The following is a 13,785-nucleotide window of genomic DNA, read 5'->3' on the forward strand; positions in this document are numbered from 1 at the left end:
CTGGTAATGACCGATGTCTATGGCAAAAAAATTGCCAAGGATAAACCCAACCCCAAAACCATGTTATTTGTCGGGCGCTTGACCATGGTGCTGGCAACCATGCCATGTCCAGTTTCGCTTCGACCCTGTACGTCCTGATCTGGCCGGCCATTGCTGGGGCCGTGATGTTGACCCTGTGCGTCAGCCTGTGGCGCGATATGCGCAAGGCCAAACGTGAGGGCACGGATCTGGTCTGACGATATTAATGCCGTAGTCGCTGCCAAGGCACGAAGGCTGCGAGCCCTTGATCTTGCAGCGCTGCGAATAAAAAGCTCGCAGCCTTCGTGCCTTGGCAGCGACCACGCACCGCGCCATTTTTCCTGGGATTGTGTAGGGTACTTCTGATCATTATCAGGAGCCGACCATGAGCCTATTTGAATTCAAGCAAGTTGATGTTTTCAGCAGCGTTGCCCTCAAGGGTAACCCGGTGGCCGTGGTATTGAATGCGGACAGTCTGAGCGATGCGCAAATGGCCGACTTTGCGCGCTGGACCAATCTCAGCGAAACCACTTTTGTACTGAAACCGCAAAACCCCGAAGCCGATTACCGCCTGCGTATCTTCACCACCCTCAAAGAATTGCCATTTGCCGGGCATCCGACCCTGGGCAGTTGTCATGCCTGGCTGGAAGCCGGAGGCCAGCCCAAGGGCGCAGAGGTCGTGCAGGAGTGCAGCGCGGGCTTGATCCGTATCCGCCGCCAGGGCGGGCAACTGGCCTTTACTGCGCCGCCGCTGTTGCGCACTGGAGCCGTCGAGGAGGCTTTGCTGCAACGTATCTGCCGTGGCCTTGGCATCGAGCCGCAGGCTGTGGCGCAGGCGCGCTGGGTCGATAATGGCCCGGGCTGGGTGGCGTTGATGCTGCGTGACCGTAAACAGGTGCTGGATTTGGAGCCCGATTACTCGCAGTTGCTGGGACTGTCGGTCGGTGTGGTCGCCCCTTGGCAGCCTGAAGTCGATGGTGACGAGGCGCAGTTTGAAGTGCGCGCATTCTGTGCCGGTGAAGGCATGCCCGAAGACCCGGTGACCGGCAGCCTGAATGCCGGGCTGGCGCAGTGGCTGATTGCAGACGGTCATGCCCCGACGCGCTATGTAGCCAGCCAGGGTACGGCCATGGGCCGGGCGGGGCGGGTGTCTATCGAACAGATTGGCGCAGATATCTGGGTGGGCGGAGCGGCAGTGACCTGTATTTCGGGGCAACTGACGCTTTGATGCTCAAGCTCCTTTGGCCTTGACCACCCGCTTGGGCTTTGCCTTGCCCGGGGCGGCCTTGCGTTTTTTCTTCCAGGCCGGGGCAACACCTGCCGGGCTGGCCGGGCCGCTGATGGTCATGGTCATGGCGCTGCACCGCTCGATATGTTTGCTCATCCACGCAGCCTGTTTGGCGACGAAAATATCGAGGGTCATCTCGCCGCTTTGCACCATATCCAGTGCCTGCTCCCAGATCGCCGTGGTGCCGGGGTCGGCAATGGCGCGGGGCACCGCGTCGATCAGGCTGAAAGCGGGTGCGGTGGCAGCCAGGGCCTTGCCGTTTTTGCTCAGGTAGCCACGATCCAGCAGGCCCTGAATGATCCCGGCGCGGGTGGCTTCGGTGCCGATGCCGGTAGTGTCCTTGAGCTTTTGCTTGAGCAGCGGATCCTGCACCAGCTTGGCGACGTTTTTCATCGCCTTGATCAGGTCGCCTTCGGTAAAGGGCTTGGGCGGCTGGGTCCACAGGTCCTTGAGGTTGACCGCGGCAATCGCGCAGTCCAGACCTTCGCGCAATAACGGCAGGGGCTGCGGCGCCGGGGCTTCGCGGCCTTTGGCCGGGGCCAGGGCTTCGGGCAGGGCGCGTTTCCAGCCGGGTTCGACGATTTGCTTGCCGACGGCGCGCAGCTTTTGCCCTGCGCAGTCGAAGTCGGCCTGGGTGCGGTCGTATTCGTGATTGGGCAGGAACTGCGCCAGATAGCGGGCGCGAATCAGGGTGTATACCGCGCGGTGCTTGCCGCTCAGGCGTTCAAGATTTTTCGCTGCCGCTGTAGGAATGATGCCGTGGTGGGCGCTGACTTTGGCGTCGTTCCAGGCCCGTGAGCGGCGTTGCGGGTCCAGATAACCGGTCAGAGGCGCCAATGCCGGATCGGCCTGCTGCAAAGCGCTGATAATCGACGCAGCTTCACTGTGCTGGCTTTGCGGCAAGTAGCCGCAATCGCTGCGCGGGTAGGTGACGACTTTGTAGGTTTCGTACAGGGCCTGGGCGATATCGAGGGTTTCCTGAGCGCCGAGGCCGAGTTTTTTTGAACACACTTCCTGCAGGGTGCCCAGATCGAACGGCAGCGGCGCGACTTCACGCATGCGCTCGGTGCGCAGCTTGAGCACCCGGGCGCTGCTGGCGCTGTTCATCGCTGCTGCGGCCTGCTGCGCATGGGCCTGGTTAAGGCAGCGGTCCTGGTCGTCGCAGGTATCGGGATCAGCGCGCCATTGCGCGGTAAACGACTGGCCGTCGTGCTTGAGCTGCACATCAATGGCCCAGTAGGCCACGGGGACAAAGTCGCTGATGCTGCGATCACGGTCCACCACCAGGCGCAGGGTCGGGGTTTGTACCCGGCCTACCGGCAATACGCCCTGATAGCCGGACTGGCGCCCGAGCAGGGTAAACAGGCGGCTCATGTTCATGCCGATCAGCCAGTCGGCCCGCGAGCGGCCCAGGGCCGAATGGTAGAGGTTAAAGGTTTCGGCTCCGGGCTTGAGGGCCGCCAGGGCCTTGCGGATCGAGGCGTCATCCAGGGCCGAGAGCCACAGGCGCTGGATGGGCCCGCGATAGCGGCAATGTTCGACCAGTTCACGGGCGATCATCTCGCCTTCGCGGTCGGCGTCGGTGGCGATCACCAGTTCGCTGGCTTCACCGAGCAGGCGCTTGACGGCCTTGAACTGGCTGGCGGTCTTGGGTTTGACGCGCATTTTCCATTTTTCGGGGATGATCGGCAGGTCGGTCAACACCCAGCGCTTGTAGCGCTCGTCGTAGGCATCGGGCGGGGCGGTTTCGAGCAGGTGGCCGATGCACCAGGTGACGGTGGCATTGGCGCCCACCCAGCAGCCATCACCGCGGCGGCTGGCACCGAGCACGGCAGCAATATCTTTGGCCTGGGAGGGTTTTTCACACAGAAACAGCCGCATCGCTCAACTCATTCATGCATCGCAGAAGATGCACAGCATGGGCAGAGAAGGGCGCGAGGGCAAGTGTTTTAACTGGTTTTTTGTACAGCTGTTGCTGGAGGGTAATGCTTGGCTGTAGTCGCTGCCGAGGAACGAGGGCTGCGAGCTTTTAACGAATCAAGAGCTCGCAGCCTTCGTTCCTCGGTAGCGACTACAGGGCTATCGAGGGGGATTATTGCCCGTTATAGATCTGGTCGAACACGCCACCGTCGTTGAAGTACTTTTTCTGCACGTCGCGCCAGTCGCCGAAGGTTTTCTCAACCGAGAGGAATTCGACTTTCGGGAAGCGGTCGTTGTACTTGGCCAGCACTGCCTTGTCCCGTGGACGCAGGTAGTTTTTCGCAGCGATTTCCTGACCTTCAGGCGACCACAGGTACTTCAGGTATGCCTCGGCCGTGGCGCGGGTGCCTTTCTTGTCGACCACTTTGTCGACTACGGTCACGGGTGGCTCGGCTTCGGCCGATACACTCGGGTAGATCACTTCGAACTGGTCGCGGCCAAATTCGCGGGCGATCATTTCAGCTTCGTTTTCGAAGGTCACCAGCACGTCGCCGATCTGGTTGGTCATAAAGGTGGTAGTGGCTGCACGGCCGCCGGTGTCGAGTACTGGTGCCTGCTTGAACAGCTTGGCGACAAAGTCCTTGGCCTTGGTTTCGTCACCGCCGTTTTTCAGCACATAGCCCCAGGCCGAAAGGAAGGTGTAGCGGCCGTTGCCTGAGGTTTTCGGGTTGGGCACGATCACCTGCACGCCGTCCTTGAGCAGGTCAGGCCAGTCTTTCAGGGCTTTCGGGTTGCCTTTGCGCACGATAAATACAGTGGCCGAGGTAAACGGCGCGCTGTTGTCGGGCAGGCGGGTGACCCAATTTTCCGGGACCAGTTGGCCATTGTCGGCCAGGGCGTTGATATCGGTGGCCATGTTCATGGTGATCACATCAGCGGGCAGGCCATCGATCACCGAGCGCGCCTGTTTGCTGGAGCCACCGAAGGACATTTGCACATTGAGCTTGTTGCCATGCTCGGCTTGCCAATGTTTCTGGAACGCAGCGTTGTAATCCTTGTAGAAGTCACGCATCACGTCGTAGGACACGTTCAGCAGCGGCGGCGGGGTAGCTGCGTGAGCGATGCTGCCCAGGGCCAGGCCGGCGGCGATGATGGAGGCACTAAAAAGTTTTTTCACTGCGCATTCCTTGTTATAGAGAGCAAGAGGGGCAAATTACCAGCAACTATAGCGGCTGGCGTATAGACCTTAAAAGATTAAAAAGTGCTGTGGTTATGCTTTTTTTATAAAGAGCGCATTACCGCAACGGGAACAAAAAGACGCCGAGGGTTCGTGGGTGTTCTTCTTGCAGGTCGGGCAGTCGTGCTTGAGCTGCTCGCCGCGCATGGCGTTGGCCAGCTCGGCGGTGAAGATGCCGGTGGGCACGGCGATGATCGAATAACCGGTGATCATGACCATGGCCGAGATCACCTGCCCCAGCACGGTTTTGGGCACTATGTCACCAAAGCCGACGGTGGTCAGGGTGACAATCGCCCAGTAGATACTTACCGGGATGCTGGTAAAGCCGTTTTCAGGACCTTCGACCACATACATCAGGCTGCCGAAAACGGTGACCAGGGTCGAGACGCTGACCAGAAACACAATGATTTTTTGCTTGCTGCCGCGCAGGGCTGCCAGCAGGTAGTTGGCCTGGCTCAGGTAGGGCCGCAGTTTGAGAATACGGAAAATGCGCAGCATACGGATGATGCGGATAATCAGCAGGTACTGCGCGTCACTGTAATAAATCGCCAGAATCCCCGGCACGATGGCCAGCAAATCCACCAATCCGTAAAAACTGAAGGCGTAACGCAGCGGTTTGGGTGAGCAATACAGGCGCAGGCCGTACTCGATGGCAAATACAAAGGTGAAGCCCCACTCGATATACGCCAGCAGATTGGCGTAGTCGCGGTGAATGCTGTTGATGCTGTCGAGCACCACAACCACCAGGCTGCAGAGGATGATCAGCAGCAGTGCGGTATCAAAACGGCGCCCGGCGGCGGTGTCGGCCTGAAAGACCATCACGTAAAGCCGCTGGCGCCAATCATTGTTGTTCATGCAGGTTGCTCGATGCCCAAATACAGGAAGGTTCGAGTATTAACGCTCAATGCGCAACCTGCATTGTTGTTGCGCGGGGCTGAGAATTCGCACGCTGGCGTGGACCAGCCAGCAACTGAGAATAAATGGTGCGGTCAGTGGTGCCAGGCCCAGGGCGGCAAAGCCGGGGGTAAGCAGCAAGGTGATGACAATGCCCACAGCCGGCAGCCAGGGGCGGCGTGGTTGCTGGCTCAGGGCCAATGCAGCAAGCACCGGGTTGTAGCCCGTCAGACCATTCAAGGCGCCTGCCGAGTCCTGTTGATAGAGACCGAATAACAGGCCGGCCAAAGAACCGGTAATGGCCCACAGTGCCGCACGCCAACTGCTCAGCCACAGGCCGATGACAATCAGCAGCCCGGCCAGCGGGTGTTGCAGCAGCATGACCTGGGCAACGCCGTTTAACAGGCCCTGGGCCAGCGTCAGGCTGTTGACTGTCTGAGCGTGATCCAGGGCTGTGGCGGGGGTGTTGTTGAGGTACAGCAGGACCCAGCCAATACCCACAAACGGCGCGGTATAGGCCAGCAGGTTTTGCCCGTGGCTGGCGCGTTTGAGCCACTGATGGACGAGCATCGTACTTAGCCCGGCGCTGGCAATGATCAGCAAAGGCAGCAGGGCAGACCACTCCAGCTGATGGCTCAGCAGCAACCCCAGCAAGATACCGTTGTAACTGTACAGTCCCGCTTGGCGCTCGGCCTTGGGGTAGTCACGGCGTTGTGCAGTGAGGAGCCCGGCAATACCGCCGAGCAATGCGCCACCGAGCAGGGTGGGGGCGCTGAGCAGAATGGCCAGCAGGCACAGCACACCGCATAAAGGGTGACGCTGAAGGAAGATCTGGCTGAAACCGGCGCACAGGGCAGTCGCCCAGTCGGGGCAGGGATGTGAACGCATGATTGCTACCTGGTAGTCGCTGCCGAGGCACGAAGGCTGCGAGCTCTTGATTGGCTCCCTGCATGATCAAGAGCTCGCAGCCTTCGTGCGTCGGCAGTGACCGCGGATATTGCGGTGGGGTTACTTGTCGCGAATCGAGAAGTTGGCCATATGTTCCAGGCCCTTGATCAGCGCCGAGTGATCCCAGTTGCTGCCACCGATGGCCGCGCAGGTGCTGAACACTTGCTGGGCGTTGGCGGTGTTGGGCAGGTTGATCCCCAGTTCGCGGGCACCGGCCAGGGCCAGGTTGAGGTCTTTTTGGTGCAGGCTGATACGGAAGCCCGGGTCGAAAGTGCCCTTGATCATGCGCTCGCCGTGAACTTCGAGGATTTTCGACGAGGCAAAACCACCCATCAGTGCTTCACGCACCTTGGCCGGGTCTGCGCCGTTTTTCGCGGCAAACACCAAGGCTTCGGCCACGGCCTGGATATTCAGGGCCACGATGATCTGGTTGGCCACCTTGGCGGTTTGACCGTCGCCATTGCCACCGACCAGGGTGATGTTCTTGCCCATGCTCTGCAGCAGGGGCAGGGCGCGGGCGAAAGTTTTTTCGTCGCCGCCGACCATGATGCTCAGGCTGCCTGCCTTGGCGCCCACTTCACCGCCGGAAACCGGCGCGTCCAGATATTGCGCGCCCTTGGCGTTGATTTTTTCCGCGAAAGCCTTGGTGGCGGTAGGCGAGATCGAACTCATGTCGATCACTACCTTGTTCGGGCTCAGGCCTGCGGCGATACCGTCTTCACGGAACAGCACGTCTTCAACCTGCGGGGTATCGGGAACCATGACGATGATGAATTCGGCTTCCTGCGCCACTTCGCGCGGGTTGGCCAGGGCGATGGCGCCAGCGGCGACCAGATCGGCCGGTGCAGCGCCGTGGTGGGTCGACAGAAACAGGTTGTGCCCGGCCTTTTGCAGGTTGCTGGCCATAGGCGAACCCATGATGCCCGTGCCGATAAATCCGATTTTAGCCATGACAAATCCTCTTGTTTTTATTTAAGGCAATTCAGTGCGGGTGGTGTGGGAGCGGGCTTGCTCGCGATGGTAATGACGCGGTGTATCTGTCACACCACCGCGATTCAATCGCGAGCAAGCCCGCTGCCACAGTGTTAAACCGCGTTATGGCTCTTGAGCCATACAAGACCGGCTTCGGTGCTGGTCAGGGGCTTGTATTCGCAGCCGACCCAACCCTGATAGCCAATGCGGTCCAGATGGTCGAACAGGAAGCGGTAGTTGATCTCGCCGGTGCCCGGTTCGTGACGACCGGGGTTGTCGGCCAACTGGATATGGTTGATCTGCGGCAGATGGGTTTGCATGGTGCGGGCCAGATCGCCCTCCATGATTTGCATGTGGTAGATGTCGTATTGCAGGAACAGGTTGCTGCTGCCGACCTTTTCCTGGATAGCCAGTGCCTGCTTGGTGTTGTTCAGGTAGAAGCCCGGAATATCGAGGGTGTTGATCGACTCCATCACCAGCTTGATGCCCACGGCCTGCAACTTGTCGGCGGCGTACTTGAGGTTGGTGACGAAGGTTTTTTCGATCAGTGCCTCGTCAACACCCTGTGGGCGGATCCCGGCCAGGCAGTTGATCTGGTCGTTGCCCAGTACTTGTGCGTAGGCGATGGCCAGATCGACTCCGGAACGAAATTCCTCTACCCGGTCCGGCAGGCAGGCAATCCCGCGCTCGCCCTTGGCCCAGTCACCGGCCGGCAGGTTGAACAGCACCTGGGTCAGTTTGTTGGCGTCGAGCTGGGCCTTGATATCGGCCGAGTTGTAATCGTAAGGGAACAGGTATTCAACGCCATGAAAACCAGCATTGGCGGCCGCTTGAAAACGGACAAGGAAATCCTGTTCGGTGAACAGCATGGACAGGTTGGCGGCAAAACGCGGCATGGTGAACTCCTGCTTGTAGTCCCCTCTCCTCGGGAGAGGGGGTGAGGGCTATAAATTAATCCAGCATCGAAATGGCGGTCGGTGCATCGTTACCCACCAGCGCCAGGTCTTCAAATTCATTTACGCCGTTGATTTCGGTGCCCATCGAAATATTGGTCACGCGCTCCAGGATGATTTCCACCATCACCGGCACACGGAATTCCTTCATCAGCTCCTGGGCCTTGCGCAGGGCAGGCTGGATTTCGCTCGGTTCGAACACACGCAAGGCTTTGCAACCCAGGCCTTGAACGACGGCCACGTGGTCAACGCCATAGCCGTTAAGCTCCGGTGCGTTGAGGTTGTCGAAAGCCAACTGCACGCAGTAGTCCATTTCAAACCCGCGCTGGGCCTGACGGATAAGCCCCAGGTAGGAGTTGTTAACCACGACGTGGATATACGGCAAGTTGAACTGTGCGCCTACGGCCAGTTCTTCGATCATGAACTGGAAGTCATAGTCGCCGGACAAGGCCACCACGTTGCGAGTCGGGTCAGCCTTGACCACACCCAGTGCTGCTGGAATGGTCCAGCCCAGAGGGCCGGCCTGACCGCAGTTGATCCAGTGGCGTGGCTTGTAGACGTGGAGGAATTGCGCGCCGGCAATCTGCGACAAACCAATGGTGCTGACGTAGCAAGTGTCCTTGCCGAATACCTGGTTCATTTCTTCGTACACGCGTTGCGGTTTGACCGGTACGTTGTCGAAGTGGGTCTTGCGCTGCAGGGTGGCCTTGCGCTGCTGGCAATCCTGCAGCCAGGCGCTGCGGTTTTTCAGCTTGCCGGCGGCTTTCCATTCGCGGGCCACCTCAAGGAATACCTTGAGTGCTGCACCGGCGTCGGAAACGATGCCCAGGTCCGGGTTGAACACACGGCCAATCTGGGTTGGCTCGATATCAACGTGAATAAACTTGCGGCCTTCGGTGTACACCTCCACCGAGCCGGTATGGCGGTTGGCCCAGCGGTTGCCGATGCCCATGACCACATCGGATTTGAGCAAGGTGGCGTTGCCATAGCGGTGCGAGGTTTGCAGGCCGACCATGCCCACCATCAGCGGGTGATCGTCGGCAATCGTGCCCCAGCCCATCAGGGTCGGGATCACCGGGATACCGGTCAATTCGGCGAACTCCACCAGCAGGTCGCTGGCGTCGGCATTGATCACGCCGCCACCGCTCACCAGCAGCGGTCGTTCGGCCTGGTCGAGCATGGCCAGGGCTTTCTCTGCCTGTAGCCGGTTTGCCGCTGGCTTGGCCAGTGGTAGCGGTTCGTAGGCGTCAATGTCGAATTCGATTTCAGCCATCTGCACATCAAACGGCAGATCGATCAGCACCGGGCCAGGGCGGCCGGAGCGCATTTCGTAAAAGGCTTTCTGGAAAGCATAAGGCACCTGGCCCGGCTCCATCACGGTGGTCGACCACTTGGTGACGGGCTTGACGATGGCGGTGATATCGACTGCCTGGAAGTCTTCTTTATGCATCCGCGCCCGTGGTGCCTGGCCGGTGATGCACAGAATCGGGATCGAGTCGGCCGAGGCGCTGTACAGGCCGGTGACCATATCGGTGCCCGCAGGCCCCGAAGTACCGATACACACGCCGATATTGCCGGCCTTGGTGCGGGTATAGCCCTCGGCCATGTGCGAGGCGCCTTCGACGTGGCGAGCAAGGACGTGATCGATGCCACCGACCTTTTTCAGGGCCGAGTACAGCGGGTTGATGGCGGCGCCCGGGATACCGAATGCGGTATCGACACCTTCGCGACGCATCACCAGAACGGCGGCTTCGATTGCTCTCATTTTGCTCATTGTTTTGTGCCTCTTACGTTTTGTAATTGTATACAAGTGGCTGTTGAGCGAGTGTATTCATCCTCCGCCATGCAGGTCAATGGCTTTTATCGATTCGATGACTGATCAGTCCTAAGCCCTGTATTCAGGCTTGTTCTGTTGATTTAATTTTTTTGATCAATAAAAATTGTATACAAAACATATTTGTATTGTGTTCTATTGGTGATATTGAGCGCGCCTAGCGTGGCGCGCCGAAGGCTTTCCATAACAAGATAAGGATGGCAACCATGAGTGCTTTAACCTTGAAAGTCGCTTTAGAACTGACCGCTCAGGCTTTGAGTGTCGGGCGTCAGATCAATGCCGCGCCGTTGACGGTAGCGGTGCTCGACAGTGGCGGGCATTTGCTGGCGTTGCAGCGCGAAGACGGTGCCAGCCTGCTGCGCCCGAGCATCGCGATTGGCAAGGCCTGGGGCGCGATTGCACTGGGCAAGGGCTCGCGCCTGCTGGCGCTGGACGCGCAACAGCGCCCGGCGTTTTTCGCGGCCCTTAATGGCATGGGCCAGAGTGATGTGGTGCCTGCACCGGGCGGCGTATTGATTCGTAATGAGGCGGGGCAGGTGGTTGGCGCGGTAGGTATCAGCGGTGATACCTCGGATATCGACGAACAATGCGCCATTAGTGCGATAGAAGCGTTGGGCTTGCGGGCGGATGCGGGGGTGGTGGTCTAAACGCAGCGCTGGCTTTTTGTGGGAGCGGGCTTGCTCGCGATGGCATCAACGCGGTCGTTCAGATACACCGTGTCGTTTGCATCGCGAGCAAGCCCGCTCCCACAGGGGGAGGTGTTGTTTTTCAGTCCGGCGCACACCCCTTGAGCACCAACCGGATAATGGTTTGTGTCGCCGCCTCGTAATCGCTGTCTTCCAGCTTGGCCTTGCCGGTAATGGCAGAAATTTGCCAGTCGAAGTCGGCATAGGTCTGGGTCGCTGCCCAGATGCTGAACATCAGGTGATGCGGGTCGATGGCGGCAATCTGGCCGCGGTCGATCCAGGTCTGGATGCAGGCAATGTTGTGCTGGGCCTGGGCATTCAGCAGCTCGACCTGTTTTTCACTCAGGTGCGGCGCGCCATGCATGATTTCGCTGGCGAACACTTTTGAGGCAAAGGGCAGGTCGCGGGAAATCATGATTTTTGAGCGGATATAATTGCTCAATACTGTATTCGGCTCACCATCGGCATTGAACGGCGTCGAGGCCCGCAGAATCGGGTCGATAATGCTTTCGAGCACCTCGCGATAGAGGTTTTCCTTGGATTTGAAGTAGTAGTAGACGTTGGGCTTGGGCACGCCTGCCTTGGCCGCGATGTCGCTGGTTTTGCTGGCGGCGAAACCCTTGTCAGCGAATTCTTCGCTGGCGGCACGCAAAATCAGTTCTTTGTTACGCTCGCGGATACTGCTCATAAACCCGATATGTCCTTGCCTGCTGGGGCGGTCGGGCATGGTAGCACCGGGCTTGCAGGCGGCTCAAGATTGCAGCTTTCGGGCCGGTACACGCTATGCTTGTGGTCATTCATTCTCAAAGGACGTTTTTCTATGGCTGGCAGTAGCTTGCTGATGTTGCTCGATGATATCGCCGCCGTGCTTGATGACGTCTCGCTGATGACCAAAGTGGCCGCCAAAAAGACCGCCGGGGTGCTTGGTGATGACCTGGCATTGAACGCCCAGCAAGTCTCGGGCGTACGCGCAGACCGCGAGTTGCCGGTGGTGTGGGCAGTGGCCAAGGGCTCGTTTCGCAACAAGCTGATCCTGGTGCCTGCTGCCCTGGCCATCAGCGCATTTGCGCCGTGGGCAGTCACCCCGCTGTTGATGGTGGGGGGCGCTTATTTGTGTTTTGAGGGTTTCGAAAAGGTCGCCCACAGCTTTATGCACAGCAAGGCTGATGCCCAGGGTGAGCGTCAGGCGCTGGAAGACTCGCTGGCTGGCGCAGACGTCGATCTGGCGGCCTTTGAAAAAGACAAGATCAAGGGCGCTGTGCGCACGGACTTTATTCTGTCCGCCGAAATCATTGCCATCACCCTGGGGATCGTCTCCGAGTCACCGCTGATGCAGCAAGTGGCGGTGTTGTCGGGGATCGCGATTGTCATGACCATCGGCGTTTATGGCCTGGTGGGCGGTATCGTCAAACTCGACGATGCTGGCCTGTACCTGAGCCAGAAAACCGGGGAGGGTCTGTGGCCGCGTTTTCAGCGCAGTTTTGGCCGGGGTATATTGAACACCGCTCCGTATATGATGAAAAGCTTGTCAGTGATTGGCACGGCAGCAATGTTTATGGTCGGTGGCGGTATTCTGACCCACGGCGTACCGGCGCTGCATCACTGGGTCGAAGGCGTGGCGCAAAGCAGCGCGCAATGGCTGGGCGTGGTTTCGGCCATCGTGCCGACCCTGCTCAACGCCGTGGCCGGCATTATTGCCGGCGCTGTGGTGTTGGCCGTGGTAGCAGGCGTGAGCAAACTCTGGCGGGCGGTTAAAGGCTAGGCCGCAATGGCCCGGGGTGTAGTGCTGTCTTGCAGCAGGCGATAGCCCAGCACGGCGAACAGCAGCATCACCCCGCCGGCGGCCAGCGACACGGTAAAGCCGGTGCGGGCGCCATAGGCGTCGATCACCCAGCCACCAAGAACGGCGCCGAGTGCAACGCCCATGCCCAGGCCAGTGATCATCCAGGTCAGGCCTTCGGTCAGCTTGGCTGGCGGCACGATGTTTTCCACCAGGCCCATCGCAGTAATCAGGGTAGGGGCGAAAAACAGTCCGGCGACCAGCATTCCGACCGCCAGGGTGGCAATACTGTCGGCCCACATCAGCGGCACCATGGTGATTGCAGTGGCCAGGGCACCGAGCAAAAACAGCCTGGGCAGCGGCATATTCAGCTTGAGCGTGCCGAACACCAGCCCGGCGACGCATGACCCCAAGGCATACATAGACAGCACGATGCTCGCAGCAGCAGGCTGGCCCTGATGCTGGGCAAAGGCGACGCTGACCACATCCACAGTGCCGACAATGGTGCCCAGTCCCAACAGGGACAGCAGCAAAATCACCACCGCGCCCTGACGTAGAACACTGCCGCCGTGTTCGCTGTTGCGCGGGTGTACCGGTGGTTCGGTTTTGCGTTGCAGTACAAACGCGGTGACGCCGATAGCCAGCAGGATGGCGGCCACCAATGGCCCGGCCTGGGGAAACAGCGCCACACTCAAACCCACGGAAATTGGCGGGCCGACAATAAAACTCACCTCATCGAGCACTGACTCGAACGAAAACGCGGTGTGCAGTTTGGGCGAGCCGCGATACAGCTCGGTCCAGCGTGCCCGCACCATGGCCGGCATGCTCGGAATGCAGCCCGACAGTGCGGCGAAAACAAACAGGGTCCAGTCCGGCGCGCCATAGTGGCTGCACAGTAGCAAGGCCAGCAGTGCGCTGACGCCAATGGCCGTGACGCCGGGCAGTACGCGGCGCTGACCGTAGCGATCGACCCAGCGCGAGATTTGCGGCGCCAGCAGGGCCATGGCCAGGGCAAAGGTGGCCGCCACGGCACCGGCCAGCCAATAGGAACCATGCAATTGCGCCAGCATGGTGATGATGCCGATGCCGACCATGGAAATCGGCATCCGTGCGATCAGGCCCGCACCGCTGAAAGCCTTGGTGCCGGGGGCGCTGAAAATCTCGCGATAAGGGTTGGCCATACAAGCTCCGGAAATATGTTGGAGTGGTGGGAGCGCGGTATTACATACGCGGCGTATGTAGAAATATACGCATA

13 protein-coding genes are annotated in these 13,785 nt (G+C 59.6%); 4 read left to right on the forward strand and 9 right to left on the reverse strand.

The window, feature by feature from the left end:
- Positions 1-104 precede the first annotated feature (104 nt).
- Both ACZRMH_RS15130 and ACZRMH_RS15135 read left to right on the forward strand, forming a co-directional pair.
- Positions 105-236 (forward strand): putative transporter small subunit, encoded by a 132-nt coding sequence (locus ACZRMH_RS15130; protein ID WP_464014068.1) that lies wholly within the window; start codon positions 105-107, stop codon positions 234-236.
- Between the two features lie 167 nt (positions 237-403).
- A complete protein-coding gene (locus ACZRMH_RS15135; RefSeq protein WP_464014069.1) occupies positions 404-1,246 on the forward strand; it encodes a PhzF family phenazine biosynthesis protein in 843 nt (280 codons plus the stop codon).
- A 3-nt stretch (positions 1,247-1,249) separates the two neighbouring features.
- Here the strand turns inward: ACZRMH_RS15135 and ACZRMH_RS15140 are convergent, their stop codons facing one another.
- The 7 genes from ACZRMH_RS15140 to gcl all read right to left on the reverse strand — a co-directional run bounded on the left by ACZRMH_RS15140 (position 1,250) and on the right by gcl (position 10,004).
- Complete coding sequence (locus tag ACZRMH_RS15140) at positions 1,250-3,187, reverse strand: DNA topoisomerase III (RefSeq protein ID WP_464014070.1); 1,938 nt, start codon at positions 3,185-3,187, stop codon at positions 1,250-1,252.
- 211 nt (positions 3,188-3,398) lie between these two features.
- Positions 3,399-4,403, reverse strand: coding sequence for a sulfate ABC transporter substrate-binding protein (locus ACZRMH_RS15145; RefSeq protein WP_464014071.1), 1,005 nt, complete (start codon positions 4,401-4,403; stop codon positions 3,399-3,401).
- A 93-nt stretch (positions 4,404-4,496) separates the two neighbouring features.
- Positions 4,497-5,318 carry an ion transporter gene (locus tag ACZRMH_RS15150; RefSeq protein ID WP_464014072.1) on the reverse strand — a complete coding sequence of 274 codons (822 nt, stop codon included), beginning with the start codon at positions 5,316-5,318 and terminating at the stop codon, positions 4,497-4,499.
- A 39-nt stretch (positions 5,319-5,357) separates the two neighbouring features.
- Positions 5,358-6,245, reverse strand: coding sequence for an urea transporter (locus ACZRMH_RS15155; protein ID WP_464014073.1), 888 nt, complete (start codon positions 6,243-6,245; stop codon positions 5,358-5,360).
- A 120-nt stretch (positions 6,246-6,365) separates the two neighbouring features.
- Positions 6,366-7,256 carry a 2-hydroxy-3-oxopropionate reductase gene (locus tag ACZRMH_RS15160; protein WP_464014074.1) on the reverse strand — a complete coding sequence of 297 codons (891 nt, stop codon included), beginning with the start codon at positions 7,254-7,256 and terminating at the stop codon, positions 6,366-6,368.
- A 134-nt stretch (positions 7,257-7,390) separates the two neighbouring features.
- Positions 7,391-8,173, reverse strand: a complete 783-nt coding sequence (gene hyi, locus ACZRMH_RS15165; RefSeq protein WP_464014075.1) for a hydroxypyruvate isomerase — start codon at positions 8,171-8,173, stop codon at positions 7,391-7,393.
- A gap of 55 nt (positions 8,174-8,228) precedes the next feature.
- Positions 8,229-10,004 carry a glyoxylate carboligase gene (gene gcl / locus ACZRMH_RS15170; RefSeq protein WP_464014076.1) on the reverse strand — a complete coding sequence of 592 codons (1,776 nt, stop codon included), beginning with the start codon at positions 10,002-10,004 and terminating at the stop codon, positions 8,229-8,231.
- A 266-nt stretch (positions 10,005-10,270) separates the two neighbouring features.
- On the opposite strand from gcl, the gene ACZRMH_RS15175 reads away from it, so the two are divergent.
- Positions 10,271-10,711 (forward strand): GlcG/HbpS family heme-binding protein, encoded by a 441-nt coding sequence (locus ACZRMH_RS15175; protein ID WP_464014077.1) that lies wholly within the window; start codon positions 10,271-10,273, stop codon positions 10,709-10,711.
- A 121-nt stretch (positions 10,712-10,832) separates the two neighbouring features.
- Here ACZRMH_RS15175 and ACZRMH_RS15180 read toward each other — a convergent pair whose 3' ends face one another.
- Positions 10,833-11,438 carry a TetR/AcrR family transcriptional regulator gene (locus ACZRMH_RS15180; RefSeq protein ID WP_464014078.1) on the reverse strand — a complete coding sequence of 202 codons (606 nt, stop codon included), beginning with the start codon at positions 11,436-11,438 and terminating at the stop codon, positions 10,833-10,835.
- A 132-nt stretch (positions 11,439-11,570) separates the two neighbouring features.
- Between ACZRMH_RS15180 and ACZRMH_RS15185 the strand changes: the two genes are divergently transcribed.
- Positions 11,571-12,512, forward strand: coding sequence for a DUF808 domain-containing protein (locus ACZRMH_RS15185; RefSeq protein ID WP_464014079.1), 942 nt, complete (start codon positions 11,571-11,573; stop codon positions 12,510-12,512).
- On the opposite strand, the gene ACZRMH_RS15190 is transcribed toward ACZRMH_RS15185, so the two are convergent.
- Positions 12,509-13,711 carry an MFS transporter gene (locus tag ACZRMH_RS15190; protein WP_464014080.1) on the reverse strand — a complete coding sequence of 401 codons (1,203 nt, stop codon included), beginning with the start codon at positions 13,709-13,711 and terminating at the stop codon, positions 12,509-12,511. The two genes, ACZRMH_RS15185 and ACZRMH_RS15190, sit on opposite strands and share 4 nt — an antisense overlap.
- Positions 13,712-13,785: the final 74 nt, after the last annotated feature.

This window comes from Pseudomonas sp. B414 (assembly GCF_055408445.1).

Coding starts and splice junctions, on each gene's coding strand:
- hyi (WP_464014075.1), bottom strand. CDS start 8,173: ATGCCGCGTTTTGCCGCCAACCTGTCCATGCTGTTCACCGAACAGGAT.
- ACZRMH_RS15135 (WP_464014069.1), top strand. CDS start 404: ATGAGCCTATTTGAATTCAAGCAAGTTGATGTTTTCAGCAGCGTTGCC.
- ACZRMH_RS15160 (WP_464014074.1), bottom strand. CDS start 7,256: ATGGCTAAAATCGGATTTATCGGCACGGGCATCATGGGTTCGCCTATG.
- ACZRMH_RS15185 (WP_464014079.1), top strand. CDS start 11,571: ATGGCTGGCAGTAGCTTGCTGATGTTGCTCGATGATATCGCCGCCGTG.
- ACZRMH_RS15190 (WP_464014080.1), bottom strand. CDS start 13,711: ATGGCCAACCCTTATCGCGAGATTTTCAGCGCCCCCGGCACCAAGGCT.
- ACZRMH_RS15150 (WP_464014072.1), bottom strand. CDS start 5,318: ATGAACAACAATGATTGGCGCCAGCGGCTTTACGTGATGGTCTTTCAG.
- ACZRMH_RS15180 (WP_464014078.1), bottom strand. CDS start 11,438: ATGAGCAGTATCCGCGAGCGTAACAAAGAACTGATTTTGCGTGCCGCC.
- ACZRMH_RS15175 (WP_464014077.1), top strand. CDS start 10,271: ATGAGTGCTTTAACCTTGAAAGTCGCTTTAGAACTGACCGCTCAGGCT.
- ACZRMH_RS15155 (WP_464014073.1), bottom strand. CDS start 6,245: ATGCGTTCACATCCCTGCCCCGACTGGGCGACTGCCCTGTGCGCCGGT.
- ACZRMH_RS15130 (WP_464014068.1), top strand. CDS start 105: ATGTCCAGTTTCGCTTCGACCCTGTACGTCCTGATCTGGCCGGCCATT.
- ACZRMH_RS15140 (WP_464014070.1), bottom strand. CDS start 3,187: ATGCGGCTGTTTCTGTGTGAAAAACCCTCCCAGGCCAAAGATATTGCT.
- gcl (WP_464014076.1), bottom strand. CDS start 10,004: ATGAGCAAAATGAGAGCAATCGAAGCCGCCGTTCTGGTGATGCGTCGC.